Origin of the sequence: uncultured Eudoraea sp. (genome assembly GCF_947258525.1) — a bacterium.
GTDB lineage: Bacteria > Bacteroidota > Bacteroidia > Flavobacteriales > Flavobacteriaceae > Eudoraea.
This window is the reverse complement of sequence record NZ_CAMYIP010000049.1, coordinates 1-17,584: the sequence shown is the minus strand read 5'-3', so window position 1 is coordinate 17,584 and position 17,584 is coordinate 1. Positions and strand designations below refer to the sequence as shown.

Annotated in this window: 13 protein-coding genes and 1 pseudogene; 9 read left to right on the top strand and 5 right to left on the bottom strand. The window is 36.4% G+C overall.

The window, feature by feature from the left end; translation table 11 throughout:
- Nucleotides 1–170 precede the first annotated feature (170 nt).
- The 3 genes from Q0X89_RS03360 (at nucleotide 171) to Q0X89_RS03350 (ending at nucleotide 4,553) form a co-directional block, all read left to right on the top strand.
- Nucleotides 171–3,416, top strand: coding sequence for a TonB-dependent receptor (locus Q0X89_RS03360; protein ID WP_297691194.1), 3,246 nt, complete (start codon nucleotides 171–173; stop codon nucleotides 3,414–3,416).
- A gap of 91 nt (nucleotides 3,417–3,507) precedes the next feature.
- Complete coding sequence (locus Q0X89_RS03355) at nucleotides 3,508–3,945, top strand: hypothetical protein (protein WP_297691193.1); 438 nt, start codon at nucleotides 3,508–3,510, stop codon at nucleotides 3,943–3,945.
- 14 nt (nucleotides 3,946–3,959) lie between these two features.
- Entirely contained in the window at nucleotides 3,960–4,553 is a 594-nt protein-coding gene (locus tag Q0X89_RS03350) for a DUF1080 domain-containing protein (RefSeq protein WP_297691192.1), read from the top strand.
- A 3-nt stretch (nucleotides 4,554–4,556) separates the two neighbouring features.
- Here Q0X89_RS03350 and Q0X89_RS03345 read toward each other — a convergent pair whose 3' ends face one another.
- Nucleotides 4,557–5,552, bottom strand: a complete 996-nt coding sequence (locus Q0X89_RS03345; RefSeq protein ID WP_297691191.1) for an endonuclease/exonuclease/phosphatase family protein — start codon at nucleotides 5,550–5,552, stop codon at nucleotides 4,557–4,559.
- 162 nt (nucleotides 5,553–5,714) lie between these two features.
- On the opposite strand from Q0X89_RS03345, the gene Q0X89_RS03340 reads away from it, so the two are divergent.
- Both Q0X89_RS03340 and Q0X89_RS03335 read left to right on the top strand, forming a co-directional pair.
- Nucleotides 5,715–8,450 (top strand): TonB-dependent receptor, encoded by a 2,736-nt coding sequence (locus Q0X89_RS03340; protein WP_297691190.1) that lies wholly within the window; start codon nucleotides 5,715–5,717, stop codon nucleotides 8,448–8,450.
- Nucleotides 8,451–8,490: 40 nt separating this feature from the next.
- Nucleotides 8,491–9,864, top strand: coding sequence for a DUF5689 domain-containing protein (locus Q0X89_RS03335; protein WP_297691189.1), 1,374 nt, complete (start codon nucleotides 8,491–8,493; stop codon nucleotides 9,862–9,864).
- Nucleotides 9,865–9,874: 10 nt separating this feature from the next.
- Here the strand turns inward: Q0X89_RS03335 and Q0X89_RS03330 are convergent, their stop codons facing one another.
- A complete protein-coding gene (locus Q0X89_RS03330) occupies nucleotides 9,875–10,279 on the bottom strand; it encodes a response regulator (RefSeq protein WP_297691188.1) in 405 nt (134 codons plus the stop codon).
- An 11-nt stretch (nucleotides 10,280–10,290) separates the two neighbouring features.
- Nucleotides 10,291–12,111 (bottom strand): sensor histidine kinase, encoded by a 1,821-nt coding sequence (locus Q0X89_RS03325; protein ID WP_297691187.1) that lies wholly within the window; start codon nucleotides 12,109–12,111, stop codon nucleotides 10,291–10,293.
- Nucleotides 12,112–12,333: 222 nt separating this feature from the next.
- Between Q0X89_RS03325 and Q0X89_RS03320 the strand changes: the two genes are divergently transcribed.
- Nucleotides 12,334–12,816 (top strand): ankyrin repeat domain-containing protein, encoded by a 483-nt coding sequence (locus tag Q0X89_RS03320; protein ID WP_297691186.1) that lies wholly within the window; start codon nucleotides 12,334–12,336, stop codon nucleotides 12,814–12,816.
- Nucleotides 12,817–12,828: 12 nt separating this feature from the next.
- Complete coding sequence (locus tag Q0X89_RS03315) at nucleotides 12,829–13,605, top strand: amidohydrolase (protein ID WP_297691185.1); 777 nt, start codon at nucleotides 12,829–12,831, stop codon at nucleotides 13,603–13,605.
- Here Q0X89_RS03315 and Q0X89_RS03310 read toward each other — a convergent pair.
- Together Q0X89_RS03310 and Q0X89_RS03305 are read right to left on the bottom strand one after the other, a co-directional pair.
- Complete coding sequence (locus tag Q0X89_RS03310; RefSeq protein ID WP_297691184.1) at nucleotides 13,589–15,208, bottom strand: Ig-like domain-containing protein; 1,620 nt, start codon at nucleotides 15,206–15,208, stop codon at nucleotides 13,589–13,591. The genes Q0X89_RS03315 and Q0X89_RS03310 overlap by 17 nt on opposite strands.
- 49 nt (nucleotides 15,209–15,257) lie before the next feature.
- Nucleotides 15,258–15,794, bottom strand: coding sequence for a ComF family protein (locus tag Q0X89_RS03305; RefSeq protein ID WP_297691183.1), 537 nt, complete (start codon nucleotides 15,792–15,794; stop codon nucleotides 15,258–15,260).
- A gap of 208 nt (nucleotides 15,795–16,002) precedes the next feature.
- Between Q0X89_RS03305 and Q0X89_RS03300 the strand changes: the two genes are divergently transcribed.
- Both Q0X89_RS03300 and Q0X89_RS03295 read left to right on the top strand, forming a co-directional pair.
- Nucleotides 16,003–16,899, top strand: coding sequence for a hypothetical protein (locus Q0X89_RS03300; RefSeq protein ID WP_297691182.1), 897 nt, complete (start codon nucleotides 16,003–16,005; stop codon nucleotides 16,897–16,899).
- Between the two features lie 76 nt (nucleotides 16,900–16,975).
- Nucleotides 16,976–17,584, top strand: a pseudogene (locus tag Q0X89_RS03295) (glycine--tRNA ligase); the annotation flags it as partial.

The window sequence follows — 17,584 nt, the reverse complement described above, 5'->3', positions numbered from 1 at the left end:
GAACTTCTGTAATTCGAAATATCTACCCTTAAATAATCCGATTGTTTATCAATTTGTTGCCAAACTAACCTTACATTTGTTATTGGTTTTTTAACATTACCTTAACGTGTATGTGTCTTGTAAACAGCACATTTGCGTGATAAATCAAAAACGAATTAACACTTAGTAAAATGAAAAAAATCTACGTTGGTTTAATTGCTTTTTTAATGTCAGCTATGGCATTTTCACAAGGAGTTACAACCTCTTCTATTGGAGGTAAAATAACTAATAACACTGGTGAACCTTTGCCTGGGGCGACAGTAGTGGCAGTTTATGTTCCTACAGGAGCTAAATATGGTGCTGCAACAGATTTTGATGGCTATTACAGGATTTCAAATATGAGATCTGGAGGCCCTTATAGAATTACCATATCTTATGTTGGTTTTAACGATTATGTTCAGGAAAATTTAAACTTAACTTTGGGACAATCTACCACAATAAGCACTGGGTTAGTTGAGTCGGCTACTGCCTTAGATGAAGTTGTGGTAACTGCCACAGGAAGTGGTATCTTCAGTTCAAGTAAGACTGGCACGGAAACAAACGTCTCCCAAAGACAAATTCAGACCTTGCCTTCTGCATCGAGATCTCTCGCAGATTTTGTTAGAATTACTCCTCAGGCCCAACTTACTGAAGGGAATGATGGTTTTTCTATTTCACTGGCTGGTCAGAACAACAGGTATAATGCCATTTATATTGATGGAGCTGTTAATAATGATGTATTCGGACTTGCTGGCTCTGGTACTAATGGGGGTCAAACCGGGGTTAATCCCTTCTCTGTTGATGCTATTGAAACCTTTCAGGTAAATATTGCACCTTTTGACGTAAGGCAATCCGGTTTCTCTGGTGGATCTATTAATGCTATTACAAGATCGGGATCTAATGAATTTAGTGGTTCTGTCTATGGGTTTATTCGTAATCAGGATCTTGTAGGTAAAACACCTCCCGATTTAGTAGGTGAAGACGAACAAAGAGAAAAAGTATCTGATTTTAGTGCTTATACTTATGGTTTAAGAATAGGGGGTCCAATAGTAAAGGACAAACTGTTCTTTTTTGTAAACTACGAAAGACAGGATGAAGAAACGCCACAGCCTTTTAATTTCAGTAATTATACAGGTAGATCAACACTTGGAGATATAGACGGACTTTCTAATTTCCTTCAATCTACTTATGGTTATGATCCGGGCATCTTTGATGATAATACAAGAACACTTGAAAGTAACAAACTGGTTGCAAAAATAGATTGGAATATAAACCAGGACCATAAAATTACTTTAAGGCATAGTTATGTTGGAGCAGACAATGTTGAAGCCAGAAACTCTGGCAATAGAAATATTGGTTTTATAAATGGGTCTGAGACTTTTAAGACCACAACGAATTCAACTGCCCTGGAATGGAGTTCAAGGTACGGCAATAAGTTTGCCAATAACTTTGTTCTCGGTTATACAAGGGTAAGAGATGACAGAGACCCGGCTGGAGCCCCATTCCCAACTGTAGATATTCAAGATGGTGGAGGTACAATTTCTTTTGGTGCAGAACCTTTTTCTACAGCAAACTTGCTTGATCAGGATGTATTTACAATTACCAATAATTTTGATGTTTTTGCCGGGAGGCACACATTCACTTTTGGTACTAACCTGGAATTTGCAAAGGTTAAAAACTTGTTCTTTGCATTCAATTATGGGGATTACACTTTTGAAGACCAGTTCGACGATAATGGAATACTACTGTCTAGCGGTCTGAATCAGTTTTTGACTATGCAAAATAGCGATGTTTACCAACACGGGTATTCTTTAGTTGGAGATGGCACGGTAGGGGATGAATCAGATGGTGCTTCAGAATTCGACACTTTCCAATTAGGTCTTTATGTACAGGACGACATACAGGTTACAGACAACTTAAAGGCAACAGTAGGTTTCCGTGTTGACGTGCCTTATTGGTCTGATGGCCCCGTAAATGAGGATTTTAATACAAGAACCGTTGGTTTATTAGAAGCCGCCGGCAAAGATTTACAAGGTGCCAGAGTTGGTCAGGGGATAAACCCAACCGCTATGGTTGCTCCCAGAGTTGGATTTAACTGGGATGTTAACGGAAATAACACCACACAAATACGTGGTGGGTTAGGTGTATTTACATCCAGACTTCCTTTGGTATGGCCGGGAGGTACCTATAATAATAATGGGATAACAGGCGGATTTATGTTTGAATTTGATCAGCCTTTTGAACCAGACGTAAATAATCAGTTTAAAGATCCTCTACCCGGCACTGGTGGAGTAGGTGGAAATATTGATTTACTCGCTAAAGATTTTAAATTACCACAGGTATTTAAATACAATATTGCAATAGACCAGAAACTTCCTATTTGGGGATTAATTGCTACGGCTGATTTCCTATACACAGATGTAATTACGGATATTTATTATGAAAACCTGAATCTTAGAGGTCCAGTAGGGTTCTATTCAGGAGCAGACCAAAGACCTTTCTACGACAGAGGAGATGAAATAGATGATACGTATGGAAGGATTATTTTAGCCTCAAATACAGGTGGTGGTGATGCAACGAACTTTACATTCTCTTTAAGAAAACCATTTGAGAATGGCTTTGCAGGCCAGGTTAACTATTCATGGGGAGATTCGTTTAAGATTTTTGATGGAACCTCTTCCCAGAATAGCTCTCAATGGAGAAACATTCAAACCGTTAATGGTAAAAATTCCGACCTACCGATTACCCGTTCAGATTTTGCCCTTGGTAACAGGGTAACAGCTAATGTAAGCTATGAAGTAAGATGGAATGAAAATGTCAAAACCACTTTTGGTGTGTTTTATGACGGATCACAATCACAACCTTATAGTTTTACCTATAGAGAAGGACGCGACTTGTTGAATGATGATTCCAGGGATAATGCACTGATTTATATTCCGGCATCTCAGGACGAAATTGTTTTTGCCGGAGATCCTGCTGAACAGGCTGCCAAATGGCAACAATTGGATACTTTCATTAATAGTGTAGATTATTTAAGAAACAGAAGAGGGCAATATGCCGAGAGAAATGGTTCAAGGGGGCCATGGAGTAATATTATTGATTTGAAATTTCTTCAGGATTTCTCATTTGATGTTGGAGGGAAACGAAATACTATCCAAATTTCTGCAGACATTTTCAATTTCACGAATATGTTAAACAAGGATTGGGGTAAGAGAAAATTTGTAAGAAGTAATGTAAGCCCACTTACTACTGTATCTACAGGGGATACACCTACCTTCGATATTAATGACGGGGTTATCAATGATGATGGATCCCCGAATATAGTTGAATTAGACGATTCAGGATTGCAGTCTTCCAGATGGCAAATGCAACTTGGACTGCGTTATATATTTAATTAAGGATATTAAAACCTTAACAGAAAAACCCCGGTAGAAATGCCGGGGTTTTTTAATTCCCAGAAATCCGTATTTTTAGAAAAAATATATCAAAATGGAAATTTTACAAACAGCGCATTCCTACCTTGCCTATATAGTTCTCGGAATTCTCTTTATTGCAGTAGCTAATGCAATAACAGGATTAATGAGCAACAGAATGTTTACATTGGAAAAGGATTTCAGGATAAGTCTTTTTACCCTGATACTTTCACATATCCAGTTGGTTTTGGGTCTTATCTTGTTTTTTGTTTCATCCAATGGATTTTCGGCAATCAAAACGCTTGGCATGGGCGGTTTAAATTCGGCGGCCAGATTATTGGCTGTAGAACATCCATTTATAAACATAATTGCGATAGTTTTAATCACAATAGGCTGGTCTCGCCATAAAAAGTTCATGGAAGCCAAAAGAAAGTTTAAAGCAATCAGCATTTTTTACGGCCTTGGCCTTGTTCTTATCCTAAGTAGGATTCCATGGAATCAGTGGTTTAACTAATCAAAAGATAAATTATGAAATTATTAAGCAGTCTTATAGCTCTGTTATTTAGCCTTGTGGTTCTTGCACAGGAGCAATCTTTATTCAATGGAAAGGATCTTTCCGGTTGGACCATCTACGGTACTGAAAAATGGTATGTAGAGGATGGCCTTTTAGTTTCTGAAAGTGGTCCTGACGCTCAATATGGTTATCTGGCTACAGATAAATATTACAAAGACTTTGTACTAACTCTGGAGTTTTTTCAGGAAGCTGATGGTAATAGCGGGGTGTTTATTAGGTCTACTGTTGATGGAACCAAAGTAAACGGCTGGCAGGTTGAAGTGGCACCAAAAGGCCATCATACCGGAGGGGTTTATGAATCCTATGGCAGGGGCTGGTTAATTAAGCCCAGCGCTGAAAAGGAGAAGGTGCTTAAAGAAGGGGCATGGAATAAGATGAAAATTCAGCTATCCGGAGATGAGCTTACTTCATGGCTTAATGGTGTGGAAATGGTTTCTATTAAAGATGATAAAATTGGGGCAGGTGAAGGCTCCATAGCACTGCAAATTCATGATGGTGGCGGAATAAAGGTAAAATGGAGAAATATTAAAATAACCACTTCAGAGTAGGTTCTAATCTACTTTTTTTATCAGAAAAGCATAGACGGGGAAATGATCGCTATACCCACCTGTGTATCTCCCGGCTACATAGGTCCTGAAAGGATATCCCTTGTAGTTTCCTGATTTGATCCTTAAATATGCAGGATGATAAATACCGGCTTTCCAAAAGGTGTATGATTTCCTATTTTCATTTACCAGATTTTTTGATAATAGAATTTGGTCGAACAAATTCCATTGGTCCCTATAGGCGAGAGAACCGTTACCTTTTTTATATAGAGATTGCATGGGATTAAAGAGAGCCGGACTTTCTTCGTTCTGTCTATCAGAGGAAGTTAGCGTATTTTTTATACTGCTATCATTGGGGTTATCATTCAGATCCCCCATAGATATTATTTTTGCATCAAGGTTGATTCTCAATACAGAATCTATTATTCTTCTATTGAGTCTCGCCGCAGCTTTTCTGAATGGTTGGCTTCTTGCGGCACCTCCACTGCGAGAAGGCCAATGGCTAACTATGATGTAGAATTCCTCGCCTTCTAATAATCCTTCTACTACAAGCTGATCCCTCGTGAAATCTCGCTGATCGGAATCATTAAAAATCAGAAGCCGGTGACTTTTAAATGAGATAGGAATAAATCTATTGCTTTTATAGATTAAAGCCACATCTATTCCTCTTTCATCCGGAGAATCGAAATGAATAATTTTGAAGTCATAAGTCCGAAGAAGCGGATGATTTATTAAGTCTTTTATGACGTGCAGATTTTCTACCTCAGAAAGACCAACAATATCAGGGCAAGTTTGCGTAATTGACCGCCCTATCTTTGAGATTACTTCGGCAATATGTTGGATTTTAAGACTATAACGTTCCAAAGTCCAGTTATAATTTCCATCAGGGGTCATTTCATCATCAAAGAATAATGAATCATTAACGGTATCAAAAAGGTTTTCAACATTGTAAAAAGCAATGGTACGTATGCTGTACCGGGCCACTTTTTGCGGATGTGCCATATTTGATATTAGTAAGCCAACAAAAAACACGCACTTTATGTCCATAATGGTTAATATTCCAAATTAGTTTCAAGCTGTTTCCAATTGCAATTTATACCCGGATGCCGCAAGCAAAATGCAGCCGCTAAGAATACTTTCGGTCTGAATCTTATGAAAATTTGAATGCGATTTATCCACTGTATTTTTATTCTCTTATTCTTTTTTCAAGTACTTAAAGGACAACAAATAAGTATACACGGGAGTATTGGAGATGCGCAAAGTCTTCTTGCAATTTCTCATGCAACTATTGAAATTGAGGGGACCTCTTTGAAGGTAATGACCGATATGGATGGAAGCTTTAAAATAGTCACTGCTTTAAAAGGGGAGTTCATATTATCAATTAAAGCCAGGGAATATATTGAAAAAAGGCTGCCTTTGGAGATTTTTCAAGATGAAATAAAGTTGGGGCAAATATTAATTGAAAAGGACACTTCTATTGATCAAAATGAAATTCTAGTGACACTAACCGATAACCAAATTAATGGGGAACAAGAGGGAGGAAATTTAGGTATGTTGACAGCCACCCGTGATGTCTTTTTAAATCGTGCAGCCTTTGATTTTGGACAAGTGTTTTTTAAAGTGAAGGGTTATGACTCACGAAATGGTAATGTGCTTATAAATGGTGTTGTTATGAATAAACTTCGTGATGGAAGGCCACAATGGAACAATTGGGGTGGTCTGAATGATGTAACAAGGAACCAGGTTTTTAACCTGGGATTACAATCATCTCCTTATGGGTTTGGCGGACTTCTGGGGGTCACAAATATAGACACAAGACCCTCGGGTCTTCGACCGGGGATCAGATTATCCGGTTCTCTTTCCAATCGTATTTATTCGGGACGTATCATGGCAAGTTATACCTCGAGAAAAAAGAAAAGTGATTTTTTATATTCTCTTGCAGCATCGAGAAGATGGGCTAAGGAAGGATTTGTAAATGGAACATTATATGATGCCTTTTCCATATATGGAGCAATGGAATATCAATTCAACCCAACTAATAGCATACTTTTTACAGGTATTCTTTCTTCCAATCGCCGTGGCAGTTCTGCAGCTATTACTGAGGAGGTTAATAACTTGGCAGGCAATAGGTACAACCCCTATTGGGGATTTCAGAATAACCACTTTCGCAATTCCAGGGAGCGTAAAATTTTGGAACCGCTATTTATGCTTAACTATTTGGGTAAATTAAAAAATCTACATATCAATGCAGCAATTTCATACCAATTTGGCAGCTTTGCAAAAAGTAGAATAGGATATTATAACGCTCCAAATCCGGACCCCACTTATTATAGATATTTACCCAGCTTTTATGTAAACAGTCCTGTTGGGGCAAATTTTTTAAATGCAGTTCTCGCCAAACAGGCCTTTTTATTAAACCCGCAATTGCAATGGGAAAACCTTTACAAAGCAAATACGATGAGCTCTGGAAACGGGATGGCCTCTTATGTCCTATACGACGATACCACTTCGGATAAGCAATTGACGCTCAGTACTACTTTTAATATTATGCTCAATGAGGTGTTTACTGTAGACATGAATATGTCTTATAGAAGCACTATATCCGATAATTTTGCCAAAATTCAGGACCTATTAGGGGCAGATTATCATTTGGATATAGACCCTTTTTCAGATACTCGAAATGATCTGGATGGGGAATTGAAAAAGAATAAAGGAGATATATTTAATTATGATTATACGCTGAATTACAAGGTATTTGATGCTTTTGCCCAATTGCGTGTGGATAAAAGTAAATGGAACTTTTTTCTGGCGGGGCACTATACTAATTCCAGCTACCAACGAACCGGTCACTTTTTGAATGAGCGCTTCCCCGAAAATTCACTGGGAAAAAGCAATCTCATACAATTCAGTAATTATGGGCTTAAAGGAGGATTTACTTATAAATTAAATGTGAGACAATGGATTAGTACAAATGGAATACTCTTAACCAGGGCCCCTTTGGTAGTCAATGCATTTATAAATCCAAGAGAGAACAATGCAATTGTACCTAATTTAAATGAAGAAAAAATTACAAGTATTGATATCAACTACTTCACCAGGTTTCCAGATCTTATTGGAAGAATAACTTGCTTTTATACCCGTTTTCAAAAACTTACTGATGTTAATTTTTTCTTTGTTGATGCCGGAGTAGGTTCAGATTTTGTGCAAGAGGTAATTACCAATCTTGATAAGCTAAATATGGGCGTTGAGTTGGGATTGTCTTATCAGCTTTCTTCATCTGTGAATTTATCCGGAGCCTTTGCCTTAGGGAAATATGTATATGCCAGTGATCCCAATCTGGCTATAAATTTTGATACAGCCGGGAATGAAGAGGATTTAATAACTATGGAGGGCACTAAAGACTTAGGAATTGCTAAAATTAAAAACTATAAACAGCCAAATGGCCCTCAAAAGGCGCTCTCGTTGGGAGTAGAATACAGAGACCCCGGGTTCTGGTGGATTGGCGCAAAAATGAATTATTTGTCGGATAATTATGCCAGTATTTCAATTATAAGAAGAACCCGGAGTTTTTATTTAAATCCTGATACAGGTGAACCATTTGAAAATTTAAATTTGGAATATGCAGATCGAATTTTAAAACAAAATCCTTTAGGGAATATCTATCTATTAAACTTGGTTGGAGGTAAATCCTGGTTGCTAAATGGAAAATATATAAGTGTTTTTGCCAGTATCAATAATGTATTCAACACTGTATTTAGAACCGGGGGTTATGAACAAAACCGGAATGGTAATTACGGACAATCGATAGAGGACAATCTAAGTGGTAATCCATCATTCGGGCCAAAGTATTGGTTTGGCTTTGGAAGAACATTCTTTTTGAATCTTGCCATAAGTTTTTGAAATACAATAGAATAAAAAATTGACTATAATAATTGTTAAAATGAAAAAGGGTAAGAGATGTAAAACAGGTTTTTTAGTTAAGTACTGTTTTTTTCTGCTCATTTTCAGTTGCGTTAAGGATTCGGAATTTAAAAACCCGGAAACTCCTTGTAACGATGAATTAATAGCAAATATTACTTTTAATGAAGTCAAAAATTTATTTCAGGGAGACGTTATACAAATACAGGAAGATTTTGTAATTGCCGGTTATGTTATATCATCAGATCAGGATGGAAATTTTTTTAGTACAATTCATATACAAGATGCTCCGACAAGCCCAACTTCAGGCTTCCAAATAGAAATAGATCTTAGGGATTCCTATTTATTCTACAAAATAGGAAGTAAAGTCTATATTAAACTTAAAGGACTTTATTTAGGCAAAAGCAAAGGTGTTTACAAACTTGGAGGGGTATTCACTTCTTTTGGAAAATTAAGTATTGGAAGGTTGCCGGCGCTTGCAGTAAAAGATCATCTGCTTATTTCATGCGAACCTGTTAGTAAAATAGTTCCGACAATTACCTCGATACAAGAACTTAACGCAGATTTAGTGAGCACTTTGGTAGAACTTCAAAGTCTGGAGGTAATAGCAGAAGAACAAAACCTTAGGTATGCCCTTCCTGAGGAGGAGACGATAAGGAATCTTACTAATTGTACTGGTAGTATGATTGAATTATTGAATAGTGGTTATTCTGATTTTCAGGATGAAATACTGCCTTCTGGGAATGGATCTGTAACTGCGGTTCTTTACAGAGAAAATAATGATTATCAATTAATCATTCGCGGATTAATTGATATGGATATGAGCAGAGAACGTTGTGAAGACACAAAAGTCTTTATGACGTCTGATGAGATATTAATTTCTGAGATAGCGGATCCTAATAATAATTCAGAAGCTCGATTTATTGAACTTTATAACGCAGGTAACGATCAACTCCAATTAGATGGTTGGAATTTGATAAGATATACCAATGAAAATATTACTTCAGGATCAGAAATTGACCTTTCGGGGATAGTAGTCGAATCAAAGAATACTTTGGTTTTCTCGCCCAATGCCACCGAATTTGAGAGCGTTTACGGGTTTCCTCCCGATGTTGAAACGGGAAGTAATAGCCCGGCTGACTCCAATGGGGATGATAATATAGTACTAATAGATCCATTTGGCACTGCAATAGATATCTTCGGACTTATTGGGGAAGACGGTTCCGGAACAAATCATGAATTTGAAGATGGAAAAGCTGAAAGAAATGAAAATATTGTGAGGGGAAATCCGGTCTTTACTTTTAGTGAATGGACTATTTACAATGATTCGGGAGGTTCTGAAACATTAAATTTACCACAGAATGCACCTGAAGATTTTTCACCGGGAATCCGCTGATTTGTAAGATTTATGCAACTTTTTCTTTCTGAATAACTTCCAGATCATTAACAGTCACAGGTTTAAGAATATAGTCTTTTACAATTGGATAGCTTTTTATGCGCACCAGATCTCTCGGATCGACTGAAGAACTTATAATATATACTACCGTATCATTTAATTCTGAGGCATCAATTTTACAAAAATCATTCAGAAAGTCCCAGCCATTCATAATAGGCATATTTAAATCTAAAAAGATAATTGAGGGTAATTTATTTCCGGCTTCCAAATGAAGCCTAAGGCCATTCAGGGCTTCCTTTCCATTTTCATACACGAGAATATCTTCGCCAAAATTCACTTCCTTCATAAGACGTTTAATCCCATAAATAAATATATGATCATCATCAATTATACAAACATCTTTCAAGTTCTTCATTATTATTAGGATTAATTGTCAATAGCCTCAAAATACAATCGGAATGTAGCACCTTTATCTATCTGGCTATCCACTTCAATTTTACCATTCATGGATTCAATTTGATTTTTAGTAATAAAAAGCCCTATTCCTTTCGCATCTTCATGCCTATGAAAGGTTTTGTACATGCCAAAAATTTTATCACCATGCCTGTCAAGATCTATTCCCAGTCCGTTGTCGCAAAAGTCAACTTTGATATACGGGCCTTTTCTTGTGGCACTTATTTTAATGATAAGAGGTCTTTTTGGAGAACTATATTTTAGGCTGTTCGTAAACAAATTCAAAAGGATACTATCCATGTAAGCGGGAATAGCATTTATTTGAAGATTTTTACTTACGTCTATTTTACAAGTTGTATCTTTTTCTTTTAGGAGGACAGCAAGATTTTTCTTAACACCTAATATGGCCTCATATAAATTTACAGTACGCATTTTATCAATAGCCTCCGTTTTAACCTGAACCACCTCCGTTAAATGCTGCACGGTTTCGTCTAAACTTTCAGAAGCCTCGCACAACATTTTTATAAGCCTGTTCTTTTCTTCTTTATCTTTTTCCTCAGAGAAAAACCCAGTAAGCATAGATAAATTACTGGAATGAGACCTTAGGTTATGAGATACAATATGAGCAAAATTCGTTAAACTATTATTTTGCTCGCTGGTGATATCGAGAAGATCTTTTAATTTTTTTTCAGCTTTTTTATCCTTGGAGAAATCCCAATTGGCTCCAATCATTTTGACAGCATTTCCTTTAGAATCTCTGATAACATGACCTATTGCTTTAATATATCTGACTTCACCATTTGGCCATACCACTCTGAATTCGGTATTAAATTCTATTTCACCCTTTATTGCAAGATCTAATTCTTCCTGTGCAGACTTTATATCTTCAGGATGAACAGAAGATTCCCATGCTTCAACAACCCCACTGAAATCCTCTTTTTTGACCCTGTACAGTGAATACATATTATCATCCCATAACAGTTTGTTTTCAACCATGTCGTAATCCCAGATACCTATGGAGGCAACTTTTGTAGCAATTAACAACCTGTCGGAGACTTCCTCGCATTTTAATTCTACTCTCTTTTTTTCATCAATATCCTGGAAAGTACCATACATGCGAACTACTTTGTTATTTACTATCTCTACTTCTCCTTTTGCCCTCACCCATAATTCTCTACCCTTGGCAGTTATAATTCGTAACTCTTTATCCCACGGCACGCCATCTTTTATAGCATCACTTACCAGACTGGTTATTTTATTACGGTCAACACCTTCTTTATAAAAATTAATACCTTCTTCTAAATTAGGAATGAAATCCATAGGCACTTCATGAATTTCCTTAGTTACTTCTGTCCAGTACATCGTATTAGCCACTAAATCTACTTCCCATCCTCCTATTCGTGCAATACTTTTGGCTTTCAGCAAAAGCTCTTCTTTTCTTTTGGTTTCGGTGATATCATTTTTTATTATGATCAGGCCATTGATCTTGTCGTGATTCTCTTTCCATGGCGATATGGTCCATTCCAGCCATCGTGTCTTTTCCTCAAGAGGATTCAATTTTTGAATAACCTTCGTTATTTCCCCTCTTTGCAGACATTCTTCACAACATTTTAAAAATTCCTCGGAAGTGTAGTTGATTATATTATAGATGGAAACTCCAATTGGACTCTGGTTAATATTCTGCAATTCCTTTAACCAAAGCTCAGAATGGTCAATAATTTCCAGTTCACGATTTACAATAACTACAGAAGCAGGATAATCTTTAATAAAAGAAGATATTACAAGTGATTCCAAGTGATTTATTGGTTTTAAAGTTAGGTTTAATTGGTATAACGTAAGAAAATACCTTAAAAGTATATCATATAATACATCTTTCAATAATATTCATGTACCTCAATGCTCTGGTACAAATAACAAAAAGGGCATGTTGGCCATTTTAAGAGTCATTTTTAAACTGTTTCTTATACACCATAATAAGATCCCTATAGTGATATTTTTTTTATACATTTATTTCTTATGGAAGATAGAATAGCCGCTTTTTTTAATGAAATAAGAAATGGCAACATAGAAGCCGTTAAGAATTTGACTTCAGAATTACCTGCCCTCGTAAATTCTGTAGACCAGAGAGGGTCTACCCCTTTAATTCTTGCAACTTACTACGATCATAGAAAGATTGCAAATTTCCTGCTGGAGCAAGGGGCAAATATTGATGATAAAGACGCTTCAGGCAATACAGCGTTAATGGGAACCAGTTTTAAAGGCTTAGTAGAAATAGCTAAGGATCTAATAAACAGAGGAGCGAACGTAAATGAGAGAAATGCCTTAGGAGGCACCTGCCTTATTTATGCGGCTACATTTAACAGAGTAGAATTAGCGAAGCTACTATTAGAATTTGGTGCAGATACAACTGTTAAAGATGCCCGGGGAATAACAGCTCTGGACCATGCCAGAATGCAAGGATTTTCGGACTTGATAGCCCTTCTGGAAAAGAATGGATAATTTGTGATTCTTATGCAAAGTAAGCTAAAAGTAGCGTTGATACAGACCGAATTGATATGGGAGAATCCTCCGGAAAATAGAAATATGTTTTCCAAAAAGATCAAAGAGATTCCAAGCGATACGGATATTATTGTTTTGCCTGAAATGTTTACAACCGGATTTACAATGAACCCGGAAATAGTCGATGCTCGGGAGGGAGAAATTACGGTAAAATGGATGAAGGAAATAGCCAGAGAAAGGAATATTGCTTTGCTAGGAAGCATTTCTTTTAAGAAAAAGAATAAGTATTCAAACAGACTTTTTTTTATACATCCTGATGGCACGACCAGGACCTATGATAAAAAACATACATTTACCTTTGCCGGGGAAGATGAAGTATATGATTCAGGTACAAATAGATTAGTATTCTCATATAAAGGATTCCGGATTTGTCCTCTGATATGCTATGATCTTCGATTCCCTGTATGGTCTAGATATAAAGGAGATTATGACCTTTTAATTTTTGTAGCCAATTGGCCTGAACCCAGAATTGAAGCCTGGGATACTTTATTAAAAGCCAGGGCCATAGAAAATATGAGTTATTGTATTGGGGTTAATAGATTGGGTGAGGATAATAATGCACATAGATATCCGGGTCATTCAGCCATATATGACCCTATGGGCAATCAGATTGTTTTCTCCGGAAACGATGAGGTACTCTATGCATCTTTAAGCCTGCAAAAACTGGAAGATTTAAGGGCTCAATTTAAATTTTTGGATGATAGAGATCATTTTAATCTAGAACAGTAAATGTTTCAATTTTTTCCCAATTAGCCCGCATTTCAATAGCAGTTGGGTAATAGATAACTTTTTCAGGTTGAATCTTCCTTAAATAATTTCCTGTATCCCATTTGCCGTTCGCGTTCTTGTCAATAATAATCCGGATAAGATAATTTCCAGGCTCAAGGGTATTAAATTCTAAGTCTGTTGCTTCCGTTACGTATATTTCCCTGTACAATTCCCCTTTATCATCGGTTAATTGTACAATAATTGGATAGGTTATATCACCTGCTAGACTCAAGCGCAGATTCCCAAAATCAGCATAACCTCCTGTAGATAATCTATAGTTAATAGTATCATTTGTATCTCCAAAAAAGTCCGTCACAAAATCAGGAAGCAAATTTAGAAAATAGGTCTCATCCGGTTCTTTCTCAAACTTCATTGATATCCGGTTTAGTGCAGTATCTATTTGTGTTTCAAAATTAACTTCTATTGTATCCTTGTTAAAAATAGCAATCCTTGTTGTGTCTATATTAACTATAGGTATGCTGGTAGTTATATGGAATTCATCTGCAAAATTTAGCTTATTTCGGTGACTGGGGATGAGCATCAAAGAATCTGAAACCAGCTTTCTCGTTTTTACTGTAAATGTGTCAATTTTCTTCAGGCTTTCATTGGTCACTTTAAAAATAATTGAGTCTATTTCAAAAGGCGTAAACCAATAGTTAAGGGTGTCTTTTTCCGGTTCTTTGACTACGAGTGTTCTAACAGAGTCCGGTAATTCTGTTAGAGCTGCTACGTCTATTTTTTCATCTCCCCCGGAATAGCCAAAAATAATTTTGTTAGCGGCTGCAAAATTTGGCGTCTTTAAACTATAATTAGGGATTTCTTTAAAGAGATTAAGAAGAAAAACAGTGTCTGTAGGCAGCGTCACAGTGTCTTCAATAAAACCTATTTTATCAATATTCTGATCGAAAACGTTGTTTTTAGATTCATCCTTAATAGCAAAAAGCGCATATTTTCCCGCTTTGAGGTATTTAAGTTGGAAGATTGTGGTACTGTCTAAGGTATTTGTAAGATAATTGGGGGGTTTATTAAAGATGGTAGAATCAGTATATGCAGTATCTATTTCATATAGCATTACACTAATAAATTCGTCCGCTTTTAGATTGAAAGCATCTTTTACAACACCAGAAACAGTTAATGAATCAATATACGTACCCGTAGAAAAAACATAAGTTAAGAAGCTGTTCGGATTACCTTCATTATTATCCACAATGCTTTGTCCAAAATTTAAAGTATAGGTAGTATTCTCTAACAAAGTATCTTTTAATATTATTTCTACGAATTTGCTAGCCCCTCCTTGGGGAGAAACTTCCGGATTATATTTTAATGGGGGAGAAACTATTAACTGATTCTGAACATCTTCCAGTTTGATATATTCATCAAAATAAAGCCTGATTTTTGTAGCCTTGAATTCCGTTGTTAGGTTTTCAGGATCTGCCTTTATTAATACCGGGGGTGTTGTGTCTTTTGGTCCGCCGGTTGGAGTTCCTCTCCTGGCGCATTGTATTACCGCCAAGACAACTGCAATCAGGAAAAAGAAGGATAAAATACGCTGTATTCGAGGCATTTGATTATTCTATGAGGCAAAGAAACAATTAATTTATAGAATTGTGAAATTAAGGAACAACCGCCATCGCAGCAACTGAAATACTAACACCTTTTGCCTTTTTTATAGCCCGCGCGCAAGTTTCGATGGTAGCACCGGTCGTAATCACATCATCCACCAATAATACATTCTTGTCGCTTAAAATCTCGGGATGAGTCACTTTATAAAGATCGGGCATACCCCTCCAGCGGTAAATCCGGTTTTTCTTGGTTTGAGTCCTCGTATTTGCGGTCTTTACAAGGATATTCTCCATATAACTGGCATTAATGTGCTCTGCAATTCTTTTTGCAAAGCCTGAAACCTGGTTATAACCTCGCTTTTTAAGCTTATTTTTATGTAATGGAACAGGTATTACAATATCAATATGGTTTAGAGCGTTTCTTTCTTTTAGAATCTGGCCATACCAGTCACCTAAAAATTGACCTAATTGAGGTTGATTTTTATATTTTAAAAAGTGGATTAAATTTTTGACAATCCCCTGATCTGAATAAAAAAGGAAAGCAGCGGCCTTTTTTATGTCAATACGGCCATAAAATATTGTATCCACTGCATTTTGCTCAATAAAATTGTATTCGGTCAGTGGTATTTGGTTCCGACAAAGTGTACACAATAGCTGCTCTCCTCGATATAATTGAACATTACATCCAAAACACAACCTCGGTAGAAGTACCGTGTTGATATCATTTATTATATTTGATAGCTTGGAAAAGTACAAATCTTAACTAAACCTAATCTTATTTACTTAGCCTATCTGAATGGATATTCAAGATAATAAATTTAACTATAAGATAATACTTGCTGCATTAGTTGCCGTTATAATAGGTATATTAATTGCTTTCTACTATAGTTATGCCCAATCCAGAACTCAAATAAACTATCTTGAAGATGAAAAAGGGCTGCTTGTAAAAGATTTAACCCTGATGAAGACTGAAGTAGACCGACTGTCAGCACTTAACGAGGTTAACGAAATAGAATTGCAGGATTCAAGATACCGTGTACAGCAGCTTTTGGATTCGGTGGGTAGATTAAACTTTACCGTAGCTAAATTAAAGGAATATAGGAAAGAGCTTCGCGAATTAGAAGTAAGGCACGATAGTCTTAAACTCAAAAATAATTTCCTCAAATACAATAATATGCTCCTCTCCGATAAATATGAGGAGACTCGCAAAATGATTGAAGAATTAAGGGGAAAAAGCAGTTCTTTGGCAGAAGCCGAAGCCTTATTGCGTGAAAAAAATAGAGAGCTTAGCAAGGAATTGCGAATTAAGAGCTATTTAAAATTGGAAAATTCTGAAGGAAGTGGTTTTAGACTTCGAAGCGGAAAACCAATTAAAACTACCAAAGCCTCCACCATTGAAAAACTCAGAGGATGTGTAACAATAATGGGTAATCCTAATGACAGGAACGAAGAAAAGGTTTTATACTTTCAGTTTCTTGGCCCAAACATGAGTGTTATAGAGGATAATGCCAATATCATTTCAGTAAATGGAAATGTCTACAGTAAAAGGGTAGAACTTATATCCACAGGGAATGAACTTAGCGTATGCGATTTTATAACGATTCCTGAAGGTTCATTGGAACCTGGCAGGTATACGCTAAATATTTTTGAAAATGAAAAACTTCTGTCATCTTCAGAATTTCAATTGAAATAAACTTTACTTCATAGTCTTATTTCATTTTATTTCCATCTCTTAAATAATAAATGCGATAATATTCTATTTTTGCCAAATGGCAAATCAAGAAGACATCTTTAAAAAGGTAATCTCACATGCGAAAGAATATGGCTATGTGGTGCAATCAAGTGAAATATATGATGGATTGAGCGCAGTTTATGACTATACTCAGAATGGAGCTGAACTTAAAAAGAACATAAAAGAATACTGGTGGAAAGCCATGGTACAGATGCATGAAAATATAGTTGGCATAGATGCTGCGATATTTATGCACCCTACTACCTGGAAAGCATCCGGGCATGTTGATGCATTTAATGATCCACTTATAGATAACAAAGATTCTAAAAAAAGATATCGTGCAGATGTATTGGTTGAGGATTACGTTGCCAAAATAGAGGCTAAAATTGATAAGGAAGTTAATAAAGCTTCCAAGCGATTTGGTGAATCATTTGATAAAGCTCAATTTCTGACAACTAATCCGCGAGTTTTGGGTTATCAGGAAAAGGCTCAAAGTATACTTAAACGCTTAGGACGATCTTTGGAAGCAGAAGATTTAGCGGATGTAAAGAACTTAATCGAAGAATTGCAAATAGTTTGCCCCATTTCAGGGTCAAAGAACTGGACAGATGTTAAACAATTTAATTTAATGTTCGGAACAAAACTA

Coding starts and splice junctions, on each gene's coding strand:
- Q0X89_RS03310 (WP_297691184.1), bottom strand. CDS start 15,208: ATGCCTCGAATACAGCGTATTTTATCCTTCTTTTTCCTGATTGCAGTT.
- Q0X89_RS03345 (WP_297691191.1), bottom strand. CDS start 5,552: ATGGCACATCCGCAAAAAGTGGCCCGGTACAGCATACGTACCATTGCT.
- Q0X89_RS03335 (WP_297691189.1), top strand. CDS start 8,491: ATGAAAAAGGGTAAGAGATGTAAAACAGGTTTTTTAGTTAAGTACTGT.
- Q0X89_RS03355 (WP_297691193.1), top strand. CDS start 3,508: ATGGAAATTTTACAAACAGCGCATTCCTACCTTGCCTATATAGTTCTC.
- Q0X89_RS03320 (WP_297691186.1), top strand. CDS start 12,334: ATGGAAGATAGAATAGCCGCTTTTTTTAATGAAATAAGAAATGGCAAC.
- Q0X89_RS03300 (WP_297691182.1), top strand. CDS start 16,003: ATGGATATTCAAGATAATAAATTTAACTATAAGATAATACTTGCTGCA.
- Q0X89_RS03330 (WP_297691188.1), bottom strand. CDS start 10,279: ATGAAGAACTTGAAAGATGTTTGTATAATTGATGATGATCATATATTT.
- Q0X89_RS03315 (WP_297691185.1), top strand. CDS start 12,829: ATGCAAAGTAAGCTAAAAGTAGCGTTGATACAGACCGAATTGATATGG.
- Q0X89_RS03340 (WP_297691190.1), top strand. CDS start 5,715: ATGCGATTTATCCACTGTATTTTTATTCTCTTATTCTTTTTTCAAGTA.
- Q0X89_RS03360 (WP_297691194.1), top strand. CDS start 171: ATGAAAAAAATCTACGTTGGTTTAATTGCTTTTTTAATGTCAGCTATG.
- Q0X89_RS03350 (WP_297691192.1), top strand. CDS start 3,960: ATGAAATTATTAAGCAGTCTTATAGCTCTGTTATTTAGCCTTGTGGTT.